Raw genomic sequence first — 25,916 nt, forward strand, 5'->3', positions numbered from 1 at the left:
CGCAGCGTTCCATGAGGAGCGGTCACCAAGTCCTCATGCCCGCGTGCGTCCATGCTGCCTTCGAGGCCGATGCGGGACAATATCGTCATGGAACAATTTCACGGAACCACCATCGTCAGCGTGCGCCGGCAGACCCCTCGTGGCATGCAGGTCGCCATCGGCGGTGACGGGCAAGTCACTCTGGGGCACATCGTCGTCAAGGGCACGGCGCGCAAGGTGCGCAAGCTGCACCACGGCAAGGTGCTCGCGGGCTTCGCCGGGGCGACCGCCGATGCCTTCACGCTCTTCGAGCGTTTCGAGGCCAAGCTCGACAAGCACCAGGGCCATTTGCAGCGCGCGGCCATCGAGCTCACGCGCGATTGGCGCACCGACCGCGTGTTGCGCCGCCTGGAGGCCATGCTCGCCGTCGCCGACTTGGAGAGTTCTCTCATTATCAGCGGCAACGGCGATGTGCTGGAGCCCGAACACGGCGTGGTCGCCATCGGTTCGGGCGGCGCCTACGCGCAGTCCGCCGCGATCGCTCTGCTCAAGCATTCCCTATTGGAAGCGCGGGAGATCGTCAAGCAGTCGCTCGAAATCGCGGGCGAAATTTGCATCTACACCAACATGAACCACACCATCGAAGTGCTGGAAGCAGCGGAGCCCACATGAGCAGCATGACCCCGCAGGAGATCGTCTCCGAATTGGACCGCCACATCGTGGGCCAGAAGGACGCCAAGCGCGCCGTGGCCATCGCCCTGCGCAACCGTTGGCGTCGTCAGCAGGTCGAGGCGGCGCTGCGGCCCGAGATCACGCCCAAGAACATCCTCATGATCGGCCCCACCGGTGTGGGCAAGACTGAGATCGCGCGCCGCCTGGCCCGCCTGGCGGATGCGCCCTTCATCAAGGTCGAGGCCACGAAGTTCACCGAGGTGGGCTACGTGGGCAAGGACGTGGACAGCATCATCCGCGACCTGATGGACGTGGCCGTGAAGCAGACCCGCGAAGCCGAGATGAAGAAGGTACGCACCCGGGCCGAGGACGCAGCGGAGGAACGCATTCTGGACGCCTTGCTCCCCCCGCCGCGTGACTTCTCGCGCGATGGTTTTGGCGAGGAACTCGAACGCGGACGTTCCGAACGCCCAGACCCCGTGGGCGACAACAGCACGCGCCAGGTCTTCCGCAAGAAGTTGCGCGAAGGCCAGCTTGACGAGCGCGAGATCGAGATCGAACTCAACGAACCCAAGCCCCAGCTCGAAATCATGGGGCCGGCAGGCATGGAGGAAATGACGGAGCAGCTGCGCGGGTTGTTCGGACAGATGGGCGCGGGCAAGCGCAAGCTGCGCAAGATGAAGATCGCCGAGGCCATGAAGCTGTTGCTGGAAGAGGAAGCCGCCAAGCTGGTGAACGAGGACGAAATCCGCGCGCAGGCGTTGAGCAATGCCGAGCAGAACGGCATCGTCTTCATCGACGAGATCGACAAGGTGACCTCGCGCAGCGAAGGCCAAGGCACGGCGGAGGTTTCACGCCAGGGCGTTCAACGGGACTTGCTGCCCCTGGTGGAGGGCACATCGGTCAGCACCAAGTACGGTGTCATCAAGACCGACCACATCCTCTTCATCGCCTCGGGCGCCTTTCACCTCAGCAAGCCCAGCGACCTGATTCCTGAGTTGCAGGGGCGTTTTCCGATCCGCGTGGAGTTGGCGTCCCTGTCCGTGCAGGATTTCGAAGCCATCCTCACGCAGACCCATGCCTCGCTCACCCGGCAGTACCAGGCCTTGCTCTCCACCGAAGGCGTGACCCTGGAATTCGCGTCGGATGGCATCACGCGCCTCGCCCACATCGCCTATGACGTGAACGAGCGCACCGAAAACATCGGCGCGCGCCGCTTGGCCACCGTGATGGAGCGGCTGTTGGACGACGTCAGCTTTGACGCGACCAAGCTCAGCGGTCAGACGGTGCGCGTCGATGCCGCCTATGTGGACCAGCGCTTGGCAGCGCTCAGCAAGGACGAAGACTTGTCCCACTTCATTCTTTGAGACAGGTCGGGCGGCCCGCCGGGGTGATCGCATGGCACGCCCGCTGGACCGGCAGGTCCGACACCCCATCAAGGGCGTCCCCAAGGACGCCCTTGTTTGTTTTTGTGGGCGCCCACTTCCTTCAAGAGAAACATGCACTTTGCGATCTAAGTCCTTCATTTAGATCGATTTTTCATTGAAATTTGCCTTCAATTCAGCGTTTAAGTCATTGATTTCATTGAAAAAAATCCACCGCTGAGCTTGCGCCCGCCAAATTTGCTGATACAGTGCAAAAAAGTGCAATTAAGTGGTGGAAAGTGCGTGTGCGCTTTCCACCCTCCTGTGCTGGTGCAAACAAGAGGTGCTGCGCGTGTTTCAAGGGGCTTCGTCGCTGAGTCTGGATGCCAAGGGGCGGCTGTCCGTGCCGACCCGGCATCGGGACGTGCTCGTCTCCGACGCGGCAGGCCTGGGCGCTGGGCAGCTCACCATCACCAAGCACCCGCACGGCTGCCTCATGGTGTTCCCGCGTCCTGAGTGGGAAAAATTCCGCGAGCGCATCGCCGCCCTGCCCATGGACGCGCAATGGTGGAAGCGCATCTTCCTGGGCAATGCCATGGACGTGGACATCGACGCCACCGGACGCGTGCTGATTTCGCCCGAGTTGCGTGCAGCAGCCGGCATCAGCAAGGATGTGATGTTGCTGGGCATGGGGCGCCACTTTGAGTTGTGGGACAAGGCGCGTTACGAGGCCGAGGAGGCCCAGGCCATGCAGGCCAGCATGCCGGACGCGTTCAAGGATTTTTCCTTCTGAAGGTCGGCGGTGGAACAGACATGGACGCACACCACGGTCTTGTTGAACGAAGCGGTCGATGCCTTGCTCAACAGACCCGTGGAATTGCCGGACTCGCTCAAGACCGAGGACGGGCATTACGTCGACGCCACGTTTGGGCGCGGAGGGCACTCGCGTCTGCTGCTGTCCAGGCTTTCCTTTCAGGCGCGGCTGACGGCCTTCGACAAGGACCCACAGGCGGTGGCCGAGGCCAACAAGATCGTTCAGTCCGATGCGCGCTTCTCGATCCGGCACCAAGGCTTTGTCCATCTGAACGAACTGCCGACGCAGAGCTGTCAAGGCGTCTTGATGGACCTGGGCATCAGCTCGCCGCAGATCGACGATCCGGCGCGGGGTTTTTCCTTTCGCGCCGAAGGGCCGCTGGACATGCGCATGGACCCCACGCGCGGCCGCAGCGTCGCCGAGTGGTTGATGTCGGCCGAGGTGCGAGAGATCGCGGAGGTGATTCGTGACTATGGCGAAGAACGGTTTGCTGGCCCAATTGCAAAGGCGATTGTCGAACGCCGGCAGGCGGGCCGCCCCCTTGCCACCACCGCAGAACTGGCCCAGCTCGTGGCTGGCGCGGTCAAAACCCGCGAACCGGGCCAGAACCCTGCGACGCGCACATTTCAGGCTTTTCGGATTTTCATCAACGCCGAGCTTGAAGAACTGCAAGCCGCGTTAGAGGCGAGTCTCGATGTCTTGCAAACCGGAGGACGCTTGGTCGTGATCAGTTTCCATTCGCTGGAAGACCGCATCGTCAAGCAGTTCATCGCGCAGCATTCGCGCGAGGTCTACGACCGCCGCGCACCTTTCGCCGCGCCCACGCCCACGCGCTTGCGCGCGGTCGAGCGGCTGCGCCCCTCCGAGGCGGAGGTGGCGGCCAATCCGCGCGCGCGCAGCGCCATCATGCGCGTGGCCGTCCGCACGGATGCGGGAAGGGGGGGCGCATGAGCGCCATGATGAGCACCGCCGGGCCGTCCCAAGGCGCGAAGGCCCCCTTGGGGGGCAGCGAAGTACACGCAGTGACGAGCGTGGGGGCCATGATGAGCGCCGCCGGGCCGTCCCAAGGGTTGCGAGGCCCCACCCCCAGCGAAGCGCAGGGCCAGCCTGCGCGTGGGGGCAGCGAATCTCGCGCAGCGGGGAGCGTGGGGGCTCTGTCATGACCCGCGTCAACTTCATGCTCTTTCTGGCGGTCCTGGCCAGCGCCTTGTACCTGGTGCATGTGCAGTACGAGTCGCGCCGTCTCTTCGCCGCCCTGGACCGGGCGACGCTGGACGCGCACCGCATCGAAACCGAACGTGAGCAACTGGAGCTGGAGAAGCGGCGCCAGGCCACGGCCCAACGCGTGGAGCAACTGGCGCAGGACCGCCTGCAGATGCGCACGGCCACACCCGCGATCACCGACTACGTCACCTTGGGGCGCAACGGCGCGGTCGCGGCAGTGGAGGCGGGGACCACGCGCGAGGCCCAAGGCCGCGAGGTGCAAGGGCGATTGGGTGGCGTCAACTTGCCGCGCGGCCTCGTCAATGGCGACGCCGGCGTGGCGAAGGAGCGGCGCTGATGGCCGGACCGCGCAACATCCGCTACAGCGCCAGCCCCTTGCTGACCAGCCGCACCCCGGTCTGGCGCAGCAAGCTGGTGGTGGCCATGGTCGGGGCAGCCTTCATCGTGCTCGCCATGCGCGCCGCCTACATCCAGGTTTTTTCGAACAACTTTTTCCAAAAGCAGGGCGAGGTGCGTTACTCCCGCACCCTGGAGTTGCCCGCCACGCGGGGCCGCATCCTGGATCGCAATGGCCAGATGCTGGCCACCAGTGTGCTGGCGCCCAGCATCTGGGCCATCCCGGAGGATGTGGAGGAGCAGCCTCAGCAATGGCAGAAGCTGGCGCGCCTGCTCGACATGCCGCTGGCCGAGGTCAAGCGCAAGTTGCAGGCCGAGGACAAAACCTTTGTCTGGCTCAAACGTCAGGTCGACGAGCCCACGGCCCGTCAAGTCGCGGCCTTGGGCATCAAGGGCATCTACCAGACCAAGGAGTACAAGCGCCAGTACCCCGAGGGCGAGGCTGCCGCGCACTTGGTCGGTTTCACGAGCATCGAGGACCACGGCCTCGAAGGCGTGGAACTCGCTTTCAATGACACCTTGGCGGGCAAGCCTGGTTCGCGGCGGGTCATCAAGGACCGACTGGGCCGCGTGGTCGAGGCCGTCGGCACCGAAGTTCCGCCGGTCGAGGGGCGGGATGTGCGCCTGTCCATCGACAGCAAGATCCAGTTCTTCGCCTACGAGCGGCTGCGCCAGGCCGTGCAGGAGCAGCGCGCGCAGTCGGGTAGCGTGGTCGTGCTCGACGCGCAAAGCGGCGAGATGCTGGCCATGGCCAACTACCCCAGCTACACGCCCGACCGCCTGACGCGGCGCGGCAGCGCGGCCCTGCGCAACAGCGCTCTGACGGATGCTTTTGAGCCTGGCTCCACCGTCAAGCCCTTTGTCGCCGCGCTGGCCTTGGAACGGGGCATCGTCACGCCGTCGACCAGCATGGCCATCAGCACCAGCGGCCAGATGCGCTTTGCCGGGGCCGTCATCAGTGACACCCACGCGTACCCGGTGCTGACCGTTTCGGAGATCGTGCAGAAGTCCAGCAACATCGGCATCGCCAAGCTCGCGCTGCAGATGCCTGCCAGCGACCTGTGGGAGCTTTACAGCCAGATCGGCTTCGGCCAGCGTCCGCAGTTGCCCTTCCCCGGCGTGGTCAGCGGTCGACTGCGTCCCTGGAAGGGGTGGAAGCCGATCGAGCATGTGACCATGAGCTATGGCTACGGTCTTTCGGTCAGTTTGGTCCAGTTGGCCCAGGCCTACACCGTGTTCGCGCACGATGGCGAGATCATTCCCATCACCCTGCAAAAAACCCAGGGAGAGGAAGCCGAGGGCGCGCAGTCAGCTCGCGGCGTGCGCCTGCTTCAATCCGAGCACGCGCGCGCGGTGCGTCAGATGTTGCGCATGGTGACTAGCGCGGGCGGCACGGCCACCCGGGCCCAGGCCCAGGGGTATTCGGTCGGCGGCAAGACCGGCACGGCCCGCAAGCTGGACGACAACGGCACCTACTCCAAGCAGAAGTACCGCAGCGTGTTCGTGGGGCTGGCACCTGTGGATCAGCCGCGCATCATCGTCGCCGTGATGATCGACGAGCCCGGTGCGGGTCGCATCTATGGCGGCGACGTGGCTGCGCCCGTGTTCAGCGACACCGTGCAGCAGACCTTGCATCTCATGGGCGTGCAGCCCGATCTGGATGTCAAGCCGCAGATCGTTGCGGATGGTCCGGGCAAGGCGACGCAAGGAGGCGCGTTGTGACTGCCGCGCTGCATGCATTGCACACACCCGAGCAGGCGACGCAGTGGCTGCGTGCACGCGTCGGCGCCGCAGGTGGTCAGCTGTCCACCGACAGCCGCCGCGTCGGCACGGGCGACGGTTTCATCGCCTGGCCTGGCGCGGCTCGCGATGGCCGGGCCTTCGTGCCTGCCGCGCTGGCACAGGGCGCTGCGGCCTGTCTGGTCGACGCCCCTGGCTTGGCAGCTTTCACCGACGCCTATGGCTTGGACGCCCCAGCGCGTGCCGAACGCATCGCGGCCTATGCGGGCCCCGAAGGCTTGAAGGCCGCCAGTGGCCCGATCGCGGCGGGCTACTACGGGCAGCCCTCGCAAGCCCTTGAGCTGCTGGCCATCACCGGCACCAATGGCAAGACCTCCACCGCTTGGTGGCTGGCGCAAGCGCTGTCGGCGCTGCGTCCCACGGCCCCCTGCGCCATGATCGGCACCTTGGGCGTGGGTCGCGTCACGGGCATGGCCGAGGACATCGTCAGCACCGGCCTGACCACGCCTGATCCTGTGCTCTTGCAGCAGAGTTTGCGGCGTTTCGTGGACCAGGGCTTTTCCGCCTGCGCCTTGGAGGCTTCTTCCATCGGCATCGTGGAGCGCCGGCTGGACGGCACGCGCATCCGCGTGGCCCTGTTCACCAATTTCACGCAAGACCACCTCGATTACCACGGCAGCATGGCCGCCTACTGGCAGGCCAAGGCCGCCTTGTTCGATTGGCCGCAACTGCCCGCTGCCGTGGTCAATGTGGACGACGCTCAAGGCGCTGAACTCGCCAAGACACTGGCCTCGCGCGCCGGGTTGGATCTGTGGACCTGTTCCTTGCGCGCCGACAACACGGCCCGCTTGCGCGCCAGCGACATCCGCATGACCGCCCAAGGCCTGCGCTTCGAACTGCGTGAAGGCGCGCTGACTGCCAGCCTGCAGGTGCGTACGCTGGGCGCTTACAACGTCAGCAATCTTCTCGGGGTGGTCGCCACCTTGCGCTGCCTGGGTTTCCCATTGGCCCAGGCCGCGGCCGCGTGTGGCGAGTTGCATCCTGTGCCAGGGCGCATGGAGTTCCAGGGCGGGGAAGGCATGCCACTGGCCGTGGTCGACTACGCCCACACTCCGGACGCGTTGGTGCAAATCCTTCAAGCCCTGCGCCCGCTGGCGGCGCAGCGCGGTGGCCGCCTCTGGTGTGTTTTCGGTTGCGGTGGGGACCGTGATCCGGTCAAGCGGCCCCTGATGGGGGCAGCCGCCGCGCGGCACGCGGACCGCGTGGTCCTGACCAGCGACAACCCGCGCAGCGAGCCGCCGCAGGCCATCATTCAGCAGATCCAACGCGGATTGCCACTGGAGAGCGACGCCTGGGTTGAGCCTGACCGCGCCTTGGCCATCGCCCGCGCCGTTGCCGCTGCGCAAGCAGCCGACGTGGTGCTGGTGGCGGGCAAGGGTCATGAGGACTACCAAGAAGCGGCGGGCCTGCGTCGGCCATTCTCGGACCGGCAGGAGGTCGGCGCGGCCCTCAATGCGTGGGCGGCGCGCCTGACAACACCCGAAGGAGCACGTGCATGAGCGACAACCCGGAACCCATGTTCAGCCTGCGTGACGTGCTGCCATGGCTTGGCAACGCCCAACTGGTGGCGGGCGAGCCAGGGGGAAACACCCAGGACGATTTGCGCGTGCGGCGTGTTCACACCGATACGCGCAGCCTGCGCGAGGGCGATTTGTTCGTGGCGCTGCGTGGCGACCGTTTCGATGGCAACGCCTTTCTGTCTCAAGCCCGCGCCGCGGGCGCGGTCGCGGCTATGTGCAGCGACGCCGCAGCCCTGCGACAGGCTCAACTGCCGGGCATCGTGGTGAACGACACCCGGCGCGCGCTGGGCCAATTGGCCCTGGGCTGGCGGCAGCACATCGCGCGTGGACATCGCTTGCCGCTGATCGCCGTGACGGGCAGCAACGGCAAAACCACGGTGACGCAGATGACGGCGGCCATCCTGCGCGCGCACAAGCCGCAGACGATGCTGGCCACCGAGGGCAATTTCAACAACGACATCGGCGTTCCGCTCACCTTGTTGCGTCTGCGACCCCGGCATGAGCTGGCCGTGATCGAACTGGGCATGAACCATCCGGGCGAGATCGCCGAACTCGCGGCCATCACCCGGCCCACCGTGGCGCTGGTCAACAACGCGCAGCGTGAGCACCAGGAATTCATGCACAGCATCGAGGCGGTGGCGCGCGAGAACGGCGCCGTGATCTCGGCGCTGGGTGCCGATGGCGTCGCCGTGTTCCCGTCCGACGACGCCTACACGCGCATCTGGCATGAGTTGGCGGGCGCGCGCAGCCGACTGACGTTTTCCGTCGACGACGCGGCAGCCGATCTGCATTGCGCCGATCCGGCGCTGGCGCCACCTCAATGGCGTGTCGATGAGCAAGGAGGGCGCTGGGAGGTGCAGGCGCACACGCCTGCGGGAGCCTTGCGTTTCGCGCTGCGTGTGGCGGGACTGCACAACGTGAAGAACGCCTTGGCTGCCTCTGCCTGCGCTTTGGCGGCTGGGGTGCCGCTGAACGCCATCGCGCGAGGCTTGGAGTCTTTCGAACCCGTCTCGGGCCGGTCACGCGCCCTGCGTTTGTCGATCGCGGGCCGGGAGTTGACCCTGATCGATGACACCTACAACGCGAATCCGGACTCCGTGCGCGCCGCCATCGATGTGCTGGCCAGCCTGCCCGGTCCTCGCCTACTGGTGCTCGGTGACATGGGCGAGGTGGGCCAAGAGGGCCCGCGCTTCCATGCCGAGGTCGGCACCTATGCGCGCGCGCGCGGCATCGAGTTGCTGCACACCTTGGGAGAGATGAGCGAAGCCGCGACGCAAGCCTTCACGGGCGGCATGCACCATGGTCAGGACATCGAAGCACTGAATCTTGTCGTGCTGGCCAGCTTGCCGCAGGTGCACAGCGTGCTCGTCAAGGGTTCTCGTTTCATGAAGATGGAACGCGTGGTGCAGGCCATCCAGGCCTACGCCACCGTCGAAAAGGAAATACAACATGCTGCTTCGTCCTGAACTCCAAGGGAGCCCGTCATGCTGCTGAGCCTGACCCAATGGCTCCAGACGCTGTACCCTGAACTGGGTTTCCTGCGCGTCTTCCAGTACCTCACGCTGCGCGCCGTGCTCGCTGCGGTGACCGCGCTCTTCATCGGCTTGATCGCCGGCCCCTATGTGATCCGCCGACTGACGGCGCTCAAGATCGGGCAGCCCGTGCGCGAATACGCCATGCAGACGCACTTGGTCAAAAGTGGCACCCCCACCATGGGTGGCGTGCTCATCCTGCTGGCCATCGCGGTTTCGACCTTGCTGTGGTTTGACTTGGGCAACCGTTTTGTCTGGGCCGTGCTGTTCGTGACCTTCGGTTTCGGCGCCATCGGCTGGGTGGACGATTGGCGCAAGGTGGTGCGCAAGGACCCGGAAGGCATGCGCTCGCGCGAGAAATATTTCTGGCAGTCGCTCATCGGCATCGTCGCGGCCTTCTACCTGGTGTTCGCGATTTCAGCCGACAGCACCCAGAGCGTGTGGGAACTGCTGATGACCTGGGTCAAGGCGGGCGAGGTGACCTTGCCACCGAAGGCGGGACTGCTGTTGCCGTTCTTCAAACAGGTCAGCTATCCGCTGGGCGTGATTGGCTTCGTTGTGCTGAGTTACCTGGTGATCGTGGGCGCCAGCAATGCCGTGAACCTGACGGATGGCCTGGATGGCCTGGCCATCATGCCCGTGGTGATGGTCGGTTCGGCACTGGGTGTCTTCGCCTACGTCAGCGGCAGCGTCTTTTATTCCAAGTACCTGCTCTTTCCCTACATCCCCGGGTCCGGCGAGCTGCTGATCTTCTGCGCCGCCATGGCGGGGGCAGGCTTGGCCTTCCTCTGGTTCAACGCGCACCCGGCCCAGGTCTTCATGGGTGACGTGGGCGCGCTGGCCCTCGGTGGCGCCCTCGGCACCATCGCCGTCATCGTGCGGCAAGAGATCGTGCTGGCCATCATGGGCGGCATCTTCGTGGCCGAGGCGGTGTCGGTGATGTTGCAGGTGTCCTACTTCAAATACACGAAGCGGAAATACGGCGAAGGCCGTCGCCTCTTGAAGATGGCCCCGCTGCACCACCATTTCGAGAAGAGCGGTTGGAAGGAAACGCAGGTCGTCGTGCGCTTCTGGATCATCACCATGCTGCTGTGCTTGGCGGGCCTCGCCACTTTGAAACTGCGTTGAAACGATTCTGATGAACCCCGAAGAGTCCTTGTCCCCGTCCACCCCGATGCCAGCGCCCACGCAAGTGCCGCTGGCGGGCGTGCCATCGGCACCGCCCGGGGGACGCACGCACACCGTGCCGGGCATGGACACGCTGACCGCGGGTCGCGAGGCGGCTGCCTTCGTGGCCGCGCTGTTCGCCGATGCGGCTGCCGCCGACGGCGCGCCCAGCGCGCCCGCATCGGTCGCCCCATCCGAGCCTGCCGAAACCACGCCGGGCACGGGCGAGCTTTTTGGCTCATCCGCCGAGGACGACCTGGGCGATCCTGCCGATGGCGCCGAGAAGGCCGATGCCCCACCCGTCTCGGCGCTCCAGGGTTTGCATGTGCTGGTGTTGGGACTCGGCGCCTCGGGCTTGGCGATGGCGCGCTGGTGCGCGCGCCAAGGCGCTCGCGTGAGCGTGGCCGATACCCGTGCCGCGCCGCCGCAGCTGGCCATCCTGCGTGCCGAGCTGCCTCACGCGAACTTCATCGCGGGGGAATTCAGCGCGGCCCTGGTCGAAGGCGTGGACCAAGGCGACGTGCGCGCGGTCTTCAAAAGCCCGGGGCTGTCGCCCGCGCAGGTGGCGCCGGTGTGGCAAGCCGCGCGGGCGAGGGGCTTGTGGACCGGTGGAGAGCTCGATTTGTTCGCGCATGCGCTGCGCGACCTTCAAGGCCAGCGGGTTGGCGCGGCCTCCGCAGCGGGCTATCGCCCCAAGGTGCTGGCCATCACCGGCACCAACGGCAAGACGACGACCACGGCGCTGACCGCCTTGCTGGTGGAGCAGGCTGGCAAGACCGTGGCCATCGCGGGCAACATTGGTCCCAACCTGCTCGATGTGCTGAGCGAGAAGCTCGACGCACAGGCGGCGCAAGGCGAGGCTTTGCCCGAGGTCTGGGTGCTGGAGCTGTCCAGCTTCCAACTCGACGAGGTGCAAGGCTTCGAGCCGACCGCTGCCGTGGTGCTCAACCTCACGCAGGACCATCTCGATTGGCACCCCGACATGGCCGCCTATGCCGCAGCCAAGGCGCGCGTGTACGGCCGACAGGCGCTGGCCGTGGTGAACCGGGACGATCCGTCCGTGGTCGCCATGGTCTCCGCGCCGGTGGGCGAGAAGACCCGCGCCGCCAAGGCGCGCACGCGCGCCACGGTCAGCTTTGGCGTGGACATGCCACGCCGTCCCGGTGACTATGGTTTGGAGCAGGTCAATGGCATGACCTGGCTGGTGCGCGCGCAGGATGGGGACGAAACACAGAAGCGCCGCAGGTCCGCGAGCGAAGCGCCGGAAGAGGAGTTGTTCATTCAGCGCCTGCTGCCTGCCGATGCGCTGCGCATCCGAGGCCGCCACAACGCGACCAATGCCCTGGCCGCGCTGGCGCTGGCCCAGGCCGCGGGCTGCCCACTCGGGCCTTTGCTGTTTGGGTTGCGCGAGTACCGGGGTGAACCCCACCGCGTGGCCCCCGTGGCCATCGTGCGCGAAGTGGAGTACGTCGACGACAGCAAGGGCACGAACGTCGGCGCCACCGTGGCCGCCTTGGTCGGCCTGGGTGAAGCGATGAACACGCAACCGGTCGGTGGTGAACCCGATGACCTGGTGGGCCAGGCCTCGGGGCCACGCATCGTCGTGATCCTGGGGGGCGAAGGCAAGGGACAGGACTTCTCTCCACTCGCCGATCCGGTGGGTCGCTACGCGCGCGCGGTCATCTTGATTGGGCGCGACGCGCCCCAGATCCGCGCCGCCGTGCAGGACTGCGGCGTCCCGCTGCTGGATGGTAAGGACATGGCCGACGCCGTGCGACTGGCGAGCCAGCAGGCGCGCGCGGGAGATGCCGTGCTGCTCTCGCCCGCCTGCGCGAGTTTCGACATGTTCGACAACTACGAGCACCGCGCCCGTGTCTTTGTCGAGGCGGTGCGGGCCCTGGCCCAGGACGCGGGAGGTGAACTGTGAATCTCCGCACCGAAGGTGAAGGCATGCCGGCTCGCCTGGGGGCCAAGGCGATGGCGCATCTGGGCGCGATGGCTGCGTCCCTGGGCAGCTTGATCAGCACGGCCTCAGGCCATGTGTGGCGTCTGGTGTCCGGCGGTGCGCGGCTGGCCTGGCAAGGGCTGCGCCTGCGGTGGCAAGGCCGACGGGGTGTGCCAGCCTCTCAAGAGGACAACGAGCCGCCCATGGAACTGCCCGTCAAGGTGGGTCTGTATGGCGCTGGCACGGGTTTTGGCACCAGCAACTTTGGCAACAGCACCTTTGGTGCTGGCGCCTTCGGTGGCGGCGCCACGGTCGACCTGGGTTCCACGCGGCGCAGCTACCTTTATGGACAAGGCGATGCGGGATTGCCTGCGCGGTTGATGGCCTTCGATCAAGCCCTGCTCGGTGTGCTGGTGGCTTTGCTGGCCTGGGGGTTGATCATGGTGTATTCCGCCACCATCGCCCTGCCGGACAACCCCCGGTTTGCGCAATACGGACAGGGTTACTTTCTGCTGCGCCACGCCGTGGCGCTGTGCGCGGGTGTCGTGCTGGCCGTGGTTGCTTTCCGCATTCCGATGGACCGCTGGGAACAGCTCGCACCGTGGCTGTTGCTGGGCTCCCTGCTGCTGCTTGCCCTGGTGCTGGTGCCGGGCGTGGGGCGTGAGGTGAACGGCGCGCGGCGCTGGTTCTCGCTGGGGTTCATGAACTTCCAGCCCTCCGAAGCCGCCAAGCTCGCGGTGCTGCTGTACGCCGCAGGCTACATGGTGCGCAAGATGGAAGTGAAGGAGCATTTCTTCCGCGCCGTTGCACCCATGGGTTTGGCGGTGGCGCTGATCGGGGTGCTGTTGCTGGCCGAGCCCGACATGGGTGCCTTCATGGTGATCGCCGTCATCGCCATGGGCATCCTCTTCTTGGGCGGCGTCAACGCCCGCATGTCCTTCCTGATCGCGAGCATCCTGCTGGTGGCCTTCGTGCTGATGATCGCCGCCAGCGAATGGCGCCGCGAGCGCATCTTTGCTTACCTCGATCCCTGGAGCGAGCAGCACGCCTTGGGCAAGGGCTATCAACTCTCGCACGCGCTGATTGCCTTCGGCCGCGGTCAGATCTTCGGCGTGGGTCTCGGTGGGAGCGTGGAAAAACTCCATTGGCTGCCCGAAGCCCACACCGACTTCTTGTTGGCCGTGATTGGCGAGGAGTTCGGTCTGGTCGGCGTGCTGACCCTGGCCGGGCTGTTCTTCTGGCTGACCCGCCGCATCATGCACATCGGCCGCCAGGCCATCGCGCTCGACCGCGTGTTCGCGGGCCTGGTGGCGCAGGGCGTTGGCATCTGGATCGGTTTCCAGGCCTTCATCAACATGGGCGTGAACCTGGGCGCTCTGCCCACCAAGGGATTGACTTTGCCTTTCATGAGCTACGGAGGATCGGCGATTCTGATGAACCTGATCGCCATCGCGCTGGTACTGCGCGTGGATTTTGAAAACAGACAACTCATGCACGGAGGCCGGGCATGAGTTGTCTGTTTCATCAAAACGGGCAACAGCGCGTCAGCGCTGCACGGCGCAGCCGTGCGCATGCACGGAGGCCGGGCATGAGTTGTCTGTTTCATCAAAACGGGCAACAGCGCGTCAGCGCTGCACGGCGCAGCCGTGCGCAAGCACGGAGGCCGGGCATGAGTTGTCTGTTTCGTCAAAACGGGCAACAGCGCGTCAGCGCTGTGCGGCGCGCCCGTGCGCATGCAGGAGGCCGGGCATGACGCCGCAAAAACAAAAATGCGCCCTGATCATGGCGGGCGGCACGGGGGGGCACATCTTCCCCGGGCTGGCGGTCGCCGAGGCCTTGCGCGATAAGGGTTGGCGTGTGCATTGGCTGGGTCACCGCGAGCACATGGAGGGCACGCTGGTGCCTCCGCGCGGTTTCACCTTGGAGCACGTGGACTTTGGCGGTGTGCGCGGCAAGGGATTGCGTCGGCTGTTCCTGCTGCCTTTCCACCTGCTGCGCGCGTTTTGGCAAAGCATCGTCGTGATCCGCCGCGTGCGGCCCGATGTGATCGTGGGCCTGGGCGGCTACATCGCCTTCCCAGGCGGGATGATGGGGGTGCTGCTGGGCAAGCCCTTGGTGCTGCACGAACAGAACTCCGTCGCCGGTCTGGTGAACAAGGTGTTGTCCGGGGTGGCCGATCGGGTTTACTCGGCGTTTCCGTCCGATCAACCGGGCGGGCTGCGCAAGGCCCAGTGGGTTGGCAACCCCTTGCGCGCGGAGTTCCTTCGGCATCCCACGCCCACCGAGCGATTCGCTGGCCGTCAAGGGCCCTTGCGGGTCCTGGTGGTGGGGGGCAGCCTGGGTGCTCAAGCCCTCAACGACATCGTGCCCAAGGCCCTGGCCCATGTGCCGCATGCTCAACGGCCGCGGGTCATCCATCAGAGCGGCAGCAAGCAGATCGACACGCTGCGCGCCAATTACGCGACCGCGGGCGTGGAGGCGGAGTTGACGCCCTTCATCGAGGACACGGCCAGCGCCTACGCGCAGGCCGACCTGATCGTCGCTCGGGCGGGCGCGAGCACGGTGACGGAGATCGCTGCCATTGGCGCCGCGGCCATCTTCGTGCCCTTTCCGGCCGCGGTGGACGATCACCAGACCGCGAACGCGCGCTTCTTGGTCGACGCGGGCGGTGGTTGGCTGATCCAGCAGAAGGACTTGACGACGGCGGGCTTGTCGCTGTTGTTGAAAAACGCGTCGCGCGAGGAGCTGCTTCGGCGAGCCGAAGCAGCTTACGCCCTGCGCAAGACCGACGCGACCCAGCGGGTCGTGTCGGCCTGCGAAGAATTGACGGGAGGCGTGGCATGAACCACGCGATCAAGCACAGTCTCATTTCGTCGTGCATTCGGTATGCCAACGAAATGAAGGAGTTTGGATGAAGCACGCGATCAAGCACATTCATTTCGTCGGCGTGGGCGGCGCGGGCATGTCCGGCATCGCCGAGGTGCTGCACAACCTGGGCTACACGATCTCGGGCTCGGACCTGTCCGACAGCGCCACGCTGCGGCGTCTGGCGGGCCTGGGCATCCGGACCTTCGTGGGGCATGCGGCCCAGCACGTCGCGGACGCGGATGCGGTGGTGACGTCCACCGCGGTGAAGGCCGACAACCCCGAGGTGCTGGCCGCCCGCGACAAGCACATTCCCATCGTTCCGCGCGCCGTCATGCTGGCCGAACTGATGCGCCTCAAGCGCGGCATCGCCATCGCGGGCACGCACGGCAAGACGACCACGACCAGCCTGGTCGCCAGCGTGCTGGCCGAGGCCGGGCTGGACCCGACCTTCGTGATCGGTGGCCGACTCAACAGCGCGGGCGCGAACGCGCGCCTGGGACAGGGCGAGTTCATCGTGGTGGAGGCGGACGAGAGCGATGCCTCCTTCCTGAACCTGCTGCCCGTGCTCTCGGTGGTGACCAACATCGACGCCGACCACATGGAGACCTACGGGCACGACTTCGGCCGCCTCAAGCAGGCCTTCGTTGATTTCCTGCACCGCATGCCCTTCTACGGCACGGCCATCCTCTGCACGGACGACCCGGCCGTGCGCGAGGTCGCGGACACGGTGAACTGCCCGATCACCAGCTACGGTTTTGGCGACAACGCGCAGGTGCGCGCGGTCAATGTGCGCGCGGTGGGCGGGCAAATGCATTTCACCGCCCAGCGGCGCAACGGCGTGGTGTTGCCCGACTTGGAGGTGGTGCTCAATCTCGCGGGTCGGCACAACGTGCTCAACGCCTTGTCGGCCATTGCCGTCGCGGCCGAGCTGGAAATTCCGGACGCGGCGCTGCTCAAGGCTTTGGCCGAATTCAAGGGCGTGGGTCGGCGCTTCCAGCGTTATGGCGAGATTCCCGCCAAGGGGGGCGGCACTTTCACGCTGATCGACGACTATGGCCACCACCCGGTGGAGATGGCCGCGACCTTGTCCGCAGCGCGCGGCGCCTTCCCCGGGCAGCGCTTGGTGCTGGCCTTCCAGCCGCACCGCTACACGCGCACGCGAGATTGCTTCGAGGATTTCGTCAAGGTCATCGGCGAGAGCGCCGACGCGGTGTTGTTGGCCGAGGTTTACGCGGCGGGCGAGAGCCCCATCGTCGCAGCCGACGGGCGCAGCCTGGCCCGCGCCTTGCGCGTGGCGGCCAAGGTGGAGCCGGTGTTCGTGGACGACATCGCCGCCATGCCCCAGACCATTCTGGACTTGGCGCGCTCGGGCGACGTGGTGATGTGCATGGGCGCGGGCTCGATCGGCGGCGTGCCCGCGAAAGTGGTGGAACTGGGGGGCGCGTCTGCCCCCGGGCTTGTGGAGAAAGTGAAGTGAGCGTTCTGGGAAGTCAACTTGGCAAAGTCGCGGTGCTGATGGGCGGCGCGTCGGCCGAGCGCGAGGTCTCGTTGATGTCGGGCGCGGGCGTGCTCAAGGCGCTGCAGTCGCGCGGCGTGGACGCGCACGCCTTCGACCCCGCGCAGCGCGAGCTGGGCGAGCTCAAGCGAGACGGTTACGCGCGCTGCTTCATCGCCTTGCACGGCCGTTTTGGAGAAGACGGCACGGTTCAGGGCGCATTGGAATTGCTGGGTATCCCGTACACCGGCAGCGGCGTGCTGGCTTCCAGCGTTGCCATGGACAAGGTGATGACCAAACGCATCTGGCTGGCCGAGGGACTGCCCACGCCGCGCTGGAAAAATGTGACGAGCGCGGACGAGACCCGCGCCGCCTTGGCGGAGCTGGGCGCGCCGATGATCGTCAAGCCCGCGCGTGAAGGCTCGACCATCGGTTTGACCAAGGTGATGGATGTCGCGCAGTGCGCGCAGGCCTACCGGCTGGCGGCCCAGCATGACCCGCTGGTGCTCTGCGAGCAGTTCATCGCGGGCGACGAAGTGACTGTGCCGGTGCTCGGCAGTGGTGCCGAGGCGCGGGCGCTGCCCGCCATCCGCATCGTCGCGCCAGGCGGCAACTATGACTACGAGCACAAGTACTTCAGCGACGACACGCAGTACCTCATCCCCAGTGGCTTGCCCGAGGGCGAAGAGGCGCGCATTCAGCAACTGGTGCTTCAGTCCTTTCACGCGCTGGGCTGCCGTGGCTGGGCACGCGCCGATGTGATGATCGATGCCAAGTCGCGCAAGCCGTACTTGTTGGAGATCAACGCCTCGCCCGGCATGACGGGGCACTCGCTGGTGCCCATGTCGGCCAAGGCGGCGGGCATCAGTTACGAGGACCTCTGCCTGCGCCTGCTGGCGACGGCGACGCTCGATCACGCGCGGCAGGACAAGGCCGCGGCTGGCGGGGCCGAGCCTTCGGCACGGAGTGAGGGCGCATGAAGAAAAAGACGACGGCCAGCTCCGCGTCCACCGCTTCCGCGGCGGCGGGTCCGGCCGTGCCTGCGAGCGCCACCTTCGACGTGCGCCTGATGAATGGCCTGGCGCGCGCTCTGCTGGTGGTTTTCGTGCTGTTGGCGTTGACCTATTTCGCACGCTGGGTGATGCAGCATCCGGTGTTCTCCATCAGCGGCTTGACCGTGCTGGGTGACGTGCGGCACAGCAATGCAAGGACCTTGCGCGCCCGCGTGATGCCGCACATTCAGGGCACCTTCCTGACCGTGGATTTGTCCGCCGTACAGCGCGTGTTCGAGGCGCAACCCTGGGTGCGGCGCGCGGTGGTTCAGCGTGAATTTCCGAATCGCCTGCGCGTGATCCTCGAGGAACACCAACCCGCCGCCTACTGGGGCCAGGAACAGGGCACCGATCAGGGGGCGGGAGCGCAGGCTCTGCTCAACCGTCAGGGCGAGGTGTTCGAGGCCAATCTGGACGAGGTCGAGGCCGAGAACCTGCCCCGCTTGGACGGTCCGGTGGCACGTGCCACCGAGGTGTTGGCGATGCAGCGCGAGATGGAGCCGCTCTTGGTTCCGCAGGGCTTGCGCACGGCCAGCCTGGTGCTGACCCCACGCGGCAACTGGCAGCTCGGCGTCCGGCAAGTGGCCGCCGCGCCCCGGGGAAGGCAGCAGGGAGTGGGCAGCGTGGCCTTGATCGAGCTTGGCGGCGGCGAAGCCCCCGAGGTCAAGGCGCGCCTGCAACGGTTTCTGGACACGGCGGCTCAGGTGGCGGCGCACCACCGGCGCGATCTCACCGCGCTGGAAGGCGCCGATCTGCGTTACGCCCAGGGTTATGCGCTGCGCCTGCGGGGCGTGAGCACGGTCGCGGCCCTGGACAAGGCGCGGACAAAGTAAGGCACAAGCGAAGGACGCGCACCTCTATGGCAAAGGAATACAAAGATCTGGTCGTCGGCCTCGACATCGGCACCTCCAAGGTGATGGCGGTGGTGGCCGAGGTCATGCACGAGGGACCGCACGCGGGCGAGCTGCGGCTGGTGGGCTTGGGCATCGCGCCGTCGACGGGGCTCAAGCGCGGCGTGGTGGTGAACATCGACGCCACGGTGCACAGCATCCAGCAGGCGCTGCGCGAGGCCGAGTTGATGGCTGATTGCCGGATCAGCAGTGTTTACACCGGCATCACGGGCAGCCACATCCGCGGCATCAATTCCAGCGGCATGGTCGCGGTGAAGGACCGTGAAGTCACGCAGGCCGACGTGGCGCGCGTGGTGGAGACGGCCAAGGCCATCAACATCCCGAATGACCAGCGCCTGCTGCTGGTGGAGCCGCAGGAATTCATCATCGATGGCCAGGATGTTCGCGAACCGGTGGGCATGAGCGGCATCCGGCTCGAAGCCAAGGTGCACATCGTGACCGGCGCGGCCAGTGCGGCGGAAAACATCGTCAAGTGCGTGCGCCGCTGCGGGCTGGAGGTGGAGCAGCTCATGCTGAATCCGCTGGCCTCCAGCCTCTCGGTGCTGACCGAGGACGAGAAGGAGCTGGGCGTGGCCCTGGTCGACATCGGCGCGGGCGCGACCGACGTGGCCGTGTTCACCGGCGGCGCGATCCGACACACCTCGGTGATCCCGATCGCGGGCGATCTCATCACCAGCGACATCGCCATGGCGCTGCGCACGCCGACCAAGGACGCCGAGGACATCAAGGTCGAGAACGGTTGCGCCAAGCAACTGCTCGCCGATCCAGACGGACAACTCGAAGTGCCCGGTTTGGGTGACCGTGGTCCCCGCATGCTGGGCAAGCAGGCCTTGGCGGGCGTGATCGAGCCGCGCGTGGAGGAAATCTTCACCCTGGTGCAGCAGGTGTTGCGTGAGTCCGGCTGCGAGGAGGTGTTGTCCTCGGGCATCGTGTTGACGGGCGGCAGCGCCCTCATGCCCGGCATCATCGAGTTGGGTGAAGACATTTTCCTCAAGCCCGTGCGGCGCGGCGTGCCGAAGTTCAATGGCAAGGGGGCTGAACTGGTCGGCCAGCCGCGTGCGGCCACCGTGATGGGGATGTTGGAGGAGGCTCGATTGGCCCGTTTGCGCGGCTACCGCGTGGGCACGGGCAATCCCCTGCATTCGGTCAAGAGCAAGGTCACGCGCTTGCGGGACTGGTTCATCAGCAATTTCTGAGGCAGAGCCCGAACATGACCACGCTCTACCTTCACCGATGGGCCCGAGGCAGCCCGGGCCGAAGTCCGCGGCACCGATGGCGACGGGCGCGCGCCAGCGGGTGAAGGTCGACACGCGTGAAAAACAAGCCGAACGGCAAGACAGAATTTCAATCAATCAAGGCAACTGACACGGATAGCAAGGAGCAAGCTATGAGCAGCATGAACATCGAAATCATCGACGAATCCGAATTCGACCGCGGCACGCAGATCAAGGTCATCGGCGTGGGCGGCGGCGGCGGCAACGCGGTCGAGCACATGATCGAGCGCGACGTCCAGGGCGTGGAGTTCATCTGCGCCAACACCGACGCCCAGGCCCTGGGTCGCAGCAGTGCCGCGCGCAAGATTCAGCTGGGCCGCAGCGGCCTGGGCGCGGGCAGCAAACCCGAGAAGGGCCGTGAGGCGGCCGAAGCGGCGGAGGACCAGATCCGCGAGGCCATCACGGGCGCGCACATGCTGTTCATCACGGCCGGCATGGGGGGCGGCACGGGCACGGGCGCGGCACCGGTGATTGCGCGTATCGCGCGCGAGATGGGCATTCTGACGGTGGCTGTCGTGACCAAGCCCTTCGAATGGGAAGGTGGCCGCCGCATGATCAATGCCGACGCGGGCCTGGCCGAGCTGGAAGCCAATGTCGATTCTCTGATCGTGGTGCTCAACGAGAAACTGCTGGAAGTGCTGGGCGATGAAATCACCCAGGCCCAGGCTTTCGCCTACGCCAACGACGTGCTCAAGAACGCCGTGGGCGGCATCGCCGAGATCATCACCACGCCCGGCGAATTGAACGTGGACTTCAACGACGTGCGCTCCGTCATGGGCGAGCCCGGCAAGGCCATGATGGGCACGGCCCGCGCCAGCGGCCCCGACCGCGCGCGCATCGCCGCGGAACAGGCCGTGGCCAGCCCGTTGCTGGAAGGCATTGATCTGTCCGGCGCGCGGGGCGTGCTGGTGCTGATCACGGCGTCCAAAGAGAACTTCAAGCTGGCCGAGACCAAGCTGGCGATGAACACCATCCGCGCCTACGCGGCCCCCGAGGCCATGGTGATCTTTGGCACGGCGTATGACGACACCCTGGGTGAAGACCTGCGCGTCACCGTGGTGGCCACGGGCTTGTCCATTCGCCAGGGTGGGCGCCGCACGGCGCCTCCGCTGCAAGTGCTGCGCACCGGCACGCACGATGCCATCGGCGCGCCCATGCAGGTGCCGACGCTGAACAACCCGATCAACGCGGCGCCGGTTTCCGCGCCTCCCACCTTGACCCAGCCGCTGAGCCAGCCCATGTCTCAGCCCTCGGCACAGCCCTTCACTTCACCACTGGGTCAGCCGGGCGCTTCGCTGAGTGCGTCGTCTTCCAGCGCTGCACGCGCCGCGGCCCAGGCTCGGGTGGCCGAGCGCGCTGCCGCCGCGCAGGGCAACCTGCCGGGCATGACTCCGCCTGCAGCACCGCAAGCCGACTACAACCAGATGGCTTCGCCCGCCGTTTGGCGCACTCGTGACCGCACTCAGGCCGCGGCCAAGGTTGACGCGCTGTCGGCGGGGGGGATGGAAGACTTGGAGATTCCCGCCTTCCTGCGCAAGCAAGCTGATTGATGACCCGTCAAGCTACTGCGCGGGCCGATCTGCGCCCTATGCTGCTCGCCGTACAGAAGTACGGCTGCGCTGCTCGGGCGCACCTCGGCTCGCTCGCTACGCTTGCCGGGCCATCAATCTTTAGCCGTTGCGGAGCTGAGGAGCGGTTGTCACAAGCAAACTATTGCAGCGATAGTCAAGGTTTCTGAGGCAAAACAGGCCCTGTGAGGGCTTGCTAACTTAAAATAGTCGCCATGTTGCAACAACGCACCCTCAAATCTCTGACCCGCGCGGTGGGCGTGGGCCTGCATGGCGGGCAGCGCGTGGAAATCACGCTGCGTCCGGCGCAGCCGGACACGGGCATCGTGTTTCGCCGTGTGGATCTGCCTGAGCCGGTGGACATTCCCGTGGGAACGATGGCCGTCAGCGACACCCGCATGGCCTCCACCCTGAGCCACGGAGGGGCACGGGTGAACACGGTCGAGCACCTGATGTCGGCTTGCGCGGGCCTGGGCATCGACAACCTCTACATCGACATCACGGCCGAGGAAGTGCCCATTCTGGATGGTTCCTCCGCCAGCTTTGTCTTCTTGCTGCAAAGCGCGGGCATCGAGCTGCAGAACGCGCCCAAGCGTTTCGTGCGCATCAAGAAGCCGGTGGAAGTGCGTGAAGGCGAGGGGCAGAACGTCAAATGGGCGCGCCTGGACCCCTTCCATGGCTACAAGCTGAGTTTCGAAATTGACTTTCATCACCCCGCGGTGGACTCCACGGGCCAGCGCGTCGAGTTTGATTTGAGCGTGCACAACTACTCGCGCGACATTGCGCGTGCGCGCACCTTTGGCTTCACCAAGGACGTGGAGATGATGCGTGCCAATGGCTTGGCCCTGGGCGGCGGCATGGACAACGCCATCGTGATGGATGACTACAAGGTGCTCAACGCGGGGGGGCTGCGCTACGACGATGAGTTCGTGAAGCACAAGATCCTCGACGCCATGGGTGACCTCTACATCCTGGGCAAGCCCTTGCTGGCCAGCTATTCCGCCTTCCGTTCGGGCCACGCCATGAACAACAAATTGCTGCGGGAATTGCTGGCGCACGAGGACGCCTGGGAGGTCGTGACGTTCGAGAACGAAAAGCTCGCGCCGAAGGGTTACGCGCAACTGGCGCGCGCCTGGTAAATCCTCACCGTCGCGTGAGCCGTTTCTCCCTCAAAACTTAGCGAGTCTTTTTCCGATGCTGCTGTTTCGCTGGGCCATGCTCTTGCTGCTGATGGGCGCAGCCGTCTGCTTTGCTTTTTACGCGGGGACCGGTCAGTCCCGTTATCGTCGTTGGGGTCTGCTCACGCTGAAGTGGACCATCATCGCCGCGCTGCTGTTCTTCGCGGTCCTGATCGTTTCACGGATCGCCTGAGCTCGCGGCGGGCAGGGCTCGACTGCGGCTGTCGGCGCCCTCTGTTCCCTCTTCAGCGCCACTGGCTGAGTCAGATGTGATGCGCGGTGGTCGTCATCACCTTGGCGGCAGCTCGCATCAGGCCCTTGACTGGGCCGGGCAACTCCGCTGCGCCTGCGTTCAACGCTTCTGAGGCGTGACCCGCTTCGTCCTTGCTCATCTGCGCCACGATCGCTCGCGAGGCCGCGTCGCCTAAGGGCAGGCGTTCCAGGTGACTGTCCAGGTGCGCTTCCACCTGGCGCTCCGTTTCCACCACGAAACCCAGGCTGATGGCATTGCCCATGCGGCCCGCCACCAGCCCAATACCGAAGGCTCCGGCGTACCACAGCGGGTTGAGCAGGGAGGGGCGTGAGCCCAGTTCATCCAGACGCTGTTTCGTCCAGGCCAGGTGGTCGGTCTCCTCATTGCAGGCGCGCATGAAGTGTCGACGCAACGACGGGTCGGGCGTGGCCAGGGCCTGCGCCGTGTACAGGGCTTGGGCACAGACTTCGCCGACGTGGTTCACTCGCATCAGCGAGGCCGACAAACGCTTGTCCTCCGCGCTCAGCGCCTGCGCCGCGACGGGCTCAGAGTGCACCGCGCGAGGCGTGGCTCGGGCCGCGCGAGGCGGTGCGAACAGGGTGCGCAGCGCCGTGTCGGCGGCGGTGAGCAGGGCGTCAGAAAAAGACTCGGGCATCGGACTTGAACGCATGGGAGGATTGTGCCTCGGCGCTCCAGCCCGGGGCGTCCCACAAGATGATCCAAGTCAAAGGGATGAAGGATGGCATGCGGCACGAAGCGTCCCGGTCGCGGTTTGCTGATGCCAGCAGATATTCATGCAGTGAGCGTTGGTGCGTTGGCAAGAGGAAGCGAAACAAGACGCTGGCAACGCTTAAATCGGTGACTGGCGGGTGTCTATTGAGCTGACCATCCAGTCACTAGCAACAGGCAAGAGAGGCAGGTACGGCGAGCTATGTGTAACAAGAAAACGTCGCTCAGACTCGAACTTGGCGATATGGTTATGGCCCAAGGAAATTTGGCCCTCAGCGTTTGTTGCCTCAGCACCACATCGCGTGTGACAAAGCGGTGACTTCAGGGTTTTCACGTTGTCTTGGGCCTAGGCCTTCTGGTGCAATAGCGCCCAACTTCCTTGCTTGAGGAGGTGAACCAGGGGTCCACCCCAGCATCGCATGGCTTCACGGCCTGCCGCTGCCTCGGCCTCTTGAAGAACCCAGTCTTGGGACCTCTTGTTTAACCTTTGGAGAACTTTCCACATGAAAAAGACCCTGATTGCTGCGGCTGCCCTGTTCGCTGCTGCTGGCGCGATGGCCGACGTGACCGTGTTTGGCACGATCGACTCGACACTGCGTATGTCTGACAACGGCACGGCTAAGAAGACCGGTGTGGGGCGTGACGGTTCCGGCACGACGGGCCTGTACCTCCGCGTGAGCGAAGATCTGGGTGATGGCCTGAAGGCGATTGGTCTGTATGAGCACGACTTCAACTTCACCGGCGGTACCGGCGCCGACCAAGGTTCTTCGTCGGCCGACGGCACGGGCGAGCGTTATGTCGGTCTGCAAGGCGGTTTCGGCTCCATCAAGTTGGGCGCCCCGAACCAACCGTCCCTGACGATCCAGAGCGGCCTGCGTGGCGCGCCGTTCGGCACCAAGGACGGTGGCCGTCAGAACGCCGGCGGTGTTTACGCCTCCGGTTCCGGCACGGGCACGGGCACCCCCTCCTTGGCGATGTTCGGCACGAACTTGACCCGCCAACCGGGCTCCATCGTGTACGAAACGCCCAACTTCAGCGGCTTCAGCGCCCAGCTGATGTATGTGCCTGCCTCGGAAGACGATGCTGGTACGGAAACCGCTTCGAAGACCGATATCGGCGCTTTCTATAAGGCTGGCCCGATCAATGCGGGCGTGGCCGTTTACTCGCTGAGCGAAAACAAGTCCACGGGTGCTGTTGAAGAGCAACTGACGCACCTGGGCTTCCAGTACAACCTGGGCTTTGCCACGCTGGGCGTTGGCTACCACGTCTACACCAAGGATGGCGAAGACTTCAACTCTGGCTCTAACTTCCAAGCGATCGTGCCGCTGTCCGAGCAGCTGACCTTGGGCGTGAATTACCAGATGCTGACGGATGACGCCGATGTCAAGACCACCGGTGATGTGAACCAGATCGCCGTGGGTGTGAACTATGCCCTGAGCAAGAACACCTCGATCTACGCCCGCTACATCTCCACCGAGGGTGACGACTGGAACAACGGCGACGGCGTGACCACCACGCTGGCTGGCCTGCGCGTCAACTACTGATCGCTGCTCATCAGTTGACGCAAGTCGACTGTTGAACTGAGTGATAGATCCCCGCTGCGGCAACGTAGCGGGGATTTTTCTTTCCGTTTTGAAGCGCGGATGCCCGGTTAGAATGCGGCTCGTGCCGCCTTAGCTCAGTTGGTAGAGCAACCGCCTTGTAAGCGGTAGGTCGTCAGTTCGAATCCGACAGGCGGCACCATTCAGACTTGCGCAAACTGCTGCCAGTCATCTGCTGAAACCCGCACGCTGTTTGTCAGCGTGACGGGTTTTTTGCTTTGCGGATTCAAACGTGCTCAAAGGCCTGATGACTGCACCTTGATCCGGATGCTGTCCACGGCAAGCCCCCGACTGCGCAGCTGGGCCTCGAATGCGGGTATCAACTGTCGAATTTTCGCGGCCGCCGCGTTATTTTTAACAATCAGACACCAATTGCGCCCCTCAATGGGGCCCGCTTGCACCGCAAGTTGTAACACGGCTGGTAATATCGGTCGAATGGCAAGTAGCCGGGCTTGTGATTCCCGGCTCAGTTCGCTCAGGCGAGCCAATACCGGCGATGCTTGGGCTGCCTCTTGCAGGCTCAGGGGCGGATGATGGCGCGACGGATGGGCGTTCATGCAATGCGGCGGGTTGC

At 65.4% G+C, this 25,916-nt stretch carries 21 protein-coding genes, 1 tRNA gene and 1 pseudogene; 21 read left to right on the forward strand and 2 right to left on the reverse strand.

Going from position 1 to position 25,916, the window contains the following annotated elements:
* Positions 1–87 precede the first annotated feature (87 nt).
* The 19 genes and pseudogenes from hslV (at position 88) to ACLBKS_RS01500 (ending at position 22,952) form a co-directional block, all read left to right on the forward strand.
* Positions 88–651 carry an ATP-dependent protease subunit HslV gene (gene hslV / locus ACLBKS_RS01410; RefSeq protein WP_410191012.1) on the forward strand — a complete coding sequence of 188 codons (564 nt, stop codon included), beginning with the start codon at positions 88–90 and terminating at the stop codon, positions 649–651.
* Complete coding sequence (gene hslU / locus ACLBKS_RS01415) at positions 648–2,018, forward strand: ATP-dependent protease ATPase subunit HslU (protein ID WP_410191013.1); 1,371 nt, start codon at positions 648–650, stop codon at positions 2,016–2,018. Before hslV ends, hslU begins: the two co-directional genes overlap by 4 nt.
* Before the next feature lie 349 nt (positions 2,019–2,367).
* The gene (mraZ, locus tag ACLBKS_RS01420; protein ID WP_410191014.1) at positions 2,368–2,808 is read left to right on the forward strand and encodes a division/cell wall cluster transcriptional repressor MraZ; all 441 of its coding nucleotides are present in this window, start codon (positions 2,368–2,370) and stop codon (positions 2,806–2,808) included.
* Positions 2,809–2,817: 9 nt separating this feature from the next.
* Complete coding sequence (rsmH, locus tag ACLBKS_RS01425; protein WP_410191015.1) at positions 2,818–3,780, forward strand: 16S rRNA (cytosine(1402)-N(4))-methyltransferase RsmH; 963 nt, start codon at positions 2,818–2,820, stop codon at positions 3,778–3,780.
* 208 nt (positions 3,781–3,988) lie between these two features.
* Positions 3,989–4,276: pseudogene (ftsL, locus tag ACLBKS_RS01430) on the forward strand (cell division protein FtsL); the annotation flags it as partial.
* Positions 4,277–4,389: 113 nt separating this feature from the next.
* Positions 4,390–6,171 carry a peptidoglycan D,D-transpeptidase FtsI family protein gene (locus tag ACLBKS_RS01435; RefSeq protein ID WP_410191016.1) on the forward strand — a complete coding sequence of 594 codons (1,782 nt, stop codon included), beginning with the start codon at positions 4,390–4,392 and terminating at the stop codon, positions 6,169–6,171.
* Positions 6,168–7,748 (forward strand): UDP-N-acetylmuramoyl-L-alanyl-D-glutamate--2,6-diaminopimelate ligase, encoded by a 1,581-nt coding sequence (locus ACLBKS_RS01440; RefSeq protein ID WP_410191017.1) that lies wholly within the window; start codon positions 6,168–6,170, stop codon positions 7,746–7,748. The genes ACLBKS_RS01435 and ACLBKS_RS01440 overlap by 4 nt, the downstream gene beginning before the upstream one ends.
* Positions 7,745–9,235, forward strand: a complete 1,491-nt coding sequence (gene murF, locus ACLBKS_RS01445; RefSeq protein ID WP_410191018.1) for a UDP-N-acetylmuramoyl-tripeptide--D-alanyl-D-alanine ligase — start codon at positions 7,745–7,747, stop codon at positions 9,233–9,235. Before ACLBKS_RS01440 ends, murF begins: the two co-directional genes overlap by 4 nt.
* Positions 9,236–9,253: 18 nt before the next feature.
* Positions 9,254–10,429, forward strand: a complete 1,176-nt coding sequence (mraY, locus tag ACLBKS_RS01450) for a phospho-N-acetylmuramoyl-pentapeptide-transferase (RefSeq protein ID WP_410191019.1) — start codon at positions 9,254–9,256, stop codon at positions 10,427–10,429.
* Between the two features lie 10 nt (positions 10,430–10,439).
* Positions 10,440–12,395 (forward strand): UDP-N-acetylmuramoyl-L-alanine--D-glutamate ligase, encoded by a 1,956-nt coding sequence (murD, locus tag ACLBKS_RS01455; protein ID WP_410191020.1) that lies wholly within the window; start codon positions 10,440–10,442, stop codon positions 12,393–12,395.
* Between the two features lie 221 nt (positions 12,396–12,616).
* Positions 12,617–13,924: a putative lipid II flippase FtsW gene (gene ftsW, locus ACLBKS_RS01460; protein ID WP_410191431.1), complete on the forward strand. Its 1,308-nt coding sequence runs from the start codon at positions 12,617–12,619 to the stop codon at positions 13,922–13,924.
* A 238-nt stretch (positions 13,925–14,162) separates the two neighbouring features.
* Positions 14,163–15,257 carry an undecaprenyldiphospho-muramoylpentapeptide beta-N-acetylglucosaminyltransferase gene (gene murG / locus ACLBKS_RS01465; RefSeq protein ID WP_410191021.1) on the forward strand — a complete coding sequence of 365 codons (1,095 nt, stop codon included), beginning with the start codon at positions 14,163–14,165 and terminating at the stop codon, positions 15,255–15,257.
* Between the two features lie 67 nt (positions 15,258–15,324).
* A complete protein-coding gene (murC, locus tag ACLBKS_RS01470; protein WP_410191022.1) occupies positions 15,325–16,758 on the forward strand; it encodes a UDP-N-acetylmuramate--L-alanine ligase in 1,434 nt (477 codons plus the stop codon).
* Positions 16,755–17,756, forward strand: a complete 1,002-nt coding sequence (locus ACLBKS_RS01475; RefSeq protein WP_410191023.1) for a D-alanine--D-alanine ligase — start codon at positions 16,755–16,757, stop codon at positions 17,754–17,756. Before murC ends, ACLBKS_RS01475 begins: the two co-directional genes overlap by 4 nt.
* Positions 17,753–18,661, forward strand: a complete 909-nt coding sequence (locus ACLBKS_RS01480; RefSeq protein WP_410191024.1) for a cell division protein FtsQ/DivIB — start codon at positions 17,753–17,755, stop codon at positions 18,659–18,661. The genes ACLBKS_RS01475 and ACLBKS_RS01480 overlap by 4 nt, the downstream gene beginning before the upstream one ends.
* Before the next feature lie 26 nt (positions 18,662–18,687).
* Positions 18,688–19,935, forward strand: a complete 1,248-nt coding sequence (gene ftsA, locus ACLBKS_RS01485; protein WP_410191025.1) for a cell division protein FtsA — start codon at positions 18,688–18,690, stop codon at positions 19,933–19,935.
* A 200-nt stretch (positions 19,936–20,135) separates the two neighbouring features.
* Positions 20,136–21,563, forward strand: coding sequence for a cell division protein FtsZ (gene ftsZ / locus ACLBKS_RS01490; protein ID WP_410191432.1), 1,428 nt, complete (start codon positions 20,136–20,138; stop codon positions 21,561–21,563).
* A 233-nt stretch (positions 21,564–21,796) separates the two neighbouring features.
* Complete coding sequence (gene lpxC / locus ACLBKS_RS01495) at positions 21,797–22,720, forward strand: UDP-3-O-acyl-N-acetylglucosamine deacetylase (RefSeq protein WP_410191026.1); 924 nt, start codon at positions 21,797–21,799, stop codon at positions 22,718–22,720.
* Positions 22,721–22,775: 55 nt separating this feature from the next.
* Positions 22,776–22,952 carry a hypothetical protein gene (locus ACLBKS_RS01500; protein ID WP_006296188.1) on the forward strand — a complete coding sequence of 59 codons (177 nt, stop codon included), beginning with the start codon at positions 22,776–22,778 and terminating at the stop codon, positions 22,950–22,952.
* A gap of 70 nt (positions 22,953–23,022) precedes the next feature.
* On the opposite strand, the gene coq7 is transcribed toward ACLBKS_RS01500, so the two are convergent.
* Positions 23,023–23,682 (reverse strand): 2-polyprenyl-3-methyl-6-methoxy-1,4-benzoquinone monooxygenase, encoded by a 660-nt coding sequence (gene coq7, locus ACLBKS_RS01505; RefSeq protein ID WP_410191027.1) that lies wholly within the window; start codon positions 23,680–23,682, stop codon positions 23,023–23,025.
* A 562-nt stretch (positions 23,683–24,244) separates the two neighbouring features.
* Here coq7 and ACLBKS_RS01510 point away from each other — a divergent pair.
* Together ACLBKS_RS01510 and ACLBKS_RS01515 are read left to right on the forward strand one after the other, a co-directional pair.
* Positions 24,245–25,285, forward strand: coding sequence for a porin (locus ACLBKS_RS01510; RefSeq protein WP_410191028.1), 1,041 nt, complete (start codon positions 24,245–24,247; stop codon positions 25,283–25,285).
* Between the two features lie 123 nt (positions 25,286–25,408).
* Positions 25,409–25,484, forward strand: a tRNA-Thr gene (locus ACLBKS_RS01515).
* 94 nt (positions 25,485–25,578) lie between these two features.
* Here ACLBKS_RS01515 and ACLBKS_RS01520 read toward each other — a convergent pair.
* A complete protein-coding gene (locus ACLBKS_RS01520; protein WP_410191029.1) occupies positions 25,579–25,899 on the reverse strand; it encodes a hypothetical protein in 321 nt (106 codons plus the stop codon).
* Positions 25,900–25,916: the final 17 nt, after the last annotated feature.

It is taken from the genome of Hylemonella sp. W303a (assembly GCF_046452315.1).
Taxonomy (GTDB): Bacteria; Pseudomonadota; Gammaproteobacteria; order Burkholderiales; family Burkholderiaceae_C; genus Hylemonella.